Here is a 980-nt window from a genome sequence, read left to right on the forward strand (position 1 = left end):
GTCGTCGGGGCGCGATGTGCTGGGGCTGGAGCGGATCACCGCGCTGCTTGATCGCCTCGGCAGTCCGCACCATCGTCTGCCGCCGGTGTTTCACGTCGCGGGCACCAACGGCAAGGGCTCGACCTGCGCGTTCCTGCGCGCGGCGATCGAGGCTTCGGGCCATGTCGCCCATGTCTATACCAGCCCGCACCTGGTGCGCTTCAACGAGCGCATCCGGCTCGCCGGGCGGCTGATCGCGGACGAGGCGCTGGCCGATTATCTCGCGCGCGTGCTCGACATCGCCGAGGGCATCAACGCCAGCTTTTTCGAGGTCACCACCGCCGCCGCGTTCCTCGCCTTTGCCGAGACGCCTGCGGATGCCTGCGTGATCGAGGTCGGCCTGGGCGGCAGGCTCGATGCGACGAACGTGCTGCCCGCGCCCGCCGTGTGCGGCATCGCGGCTTTGGGCATCGATCATGAGGCGTTCCTGCTCGCACCGGAGGAAGGCACGCCGGATATTCCGCTCGAACGGATCGCGTTCGAGAAGGCGGGAATCGCCAAGCAGGGCGTGCCGCTCGTCATCCAGAAATATGCGATCGGCATGATGGGCGCGATCGCGGGCCAGGCGATGCGCGCGGGCGCCTATGTCAAGGCGCGCGGCGAGGATTGGGACGCGGCGCTCTATCAGGGGCGGCTGCATTATCGCGATGTCGACGGCAAGCTCAACCTGCCCGTCCCGCGGCTGCCCGGCGCGCACCAGGCGGACAATGCCGCGCTCGCGGTCGCGATGATCCGCCACCAGAGCGCGCTCAGCATCCCCGACAGCGCCTTGAGCGCCGCGATGGGCTGGGCGGAATGGCCCGCGCGGATGCAGCGGCTCGCCGACGGACCGCTGGTCGCGCTGCTCGGCACCGACGAGCCGGTCTGGCTCGATGGCGGGCACAATCCCGACGCCGGCGCGGCATTGGCGCGGCATGTCGCGGCGATGGGCGGCAAGGTGC

At 70.2% G+C, this 980-nt stretch carries 1 protein-coding gene; it reads left to right on the forward strand.

The annotated features are described in order from the left end of the window. The coding region (locus AX735_RS19090; RefSeq protein ID WP_066283548.1) for a bifunctional folylpolyglutamate synthase/dihydrofolate synthase at positions 1-980 on the forward strand (980 nt) is incomplete at both ends.

The sequence above is a fragment of the Blastomonas sp. CCH1-A6 genome (assembly GCF_001556365.1).
Lineage (GTDB): Bacteria > Pseudomonadota > Alphaproteobacteria > Sphingomonadales > Sphingomonadaceae > Blastomonas > Blastomonas ursincola.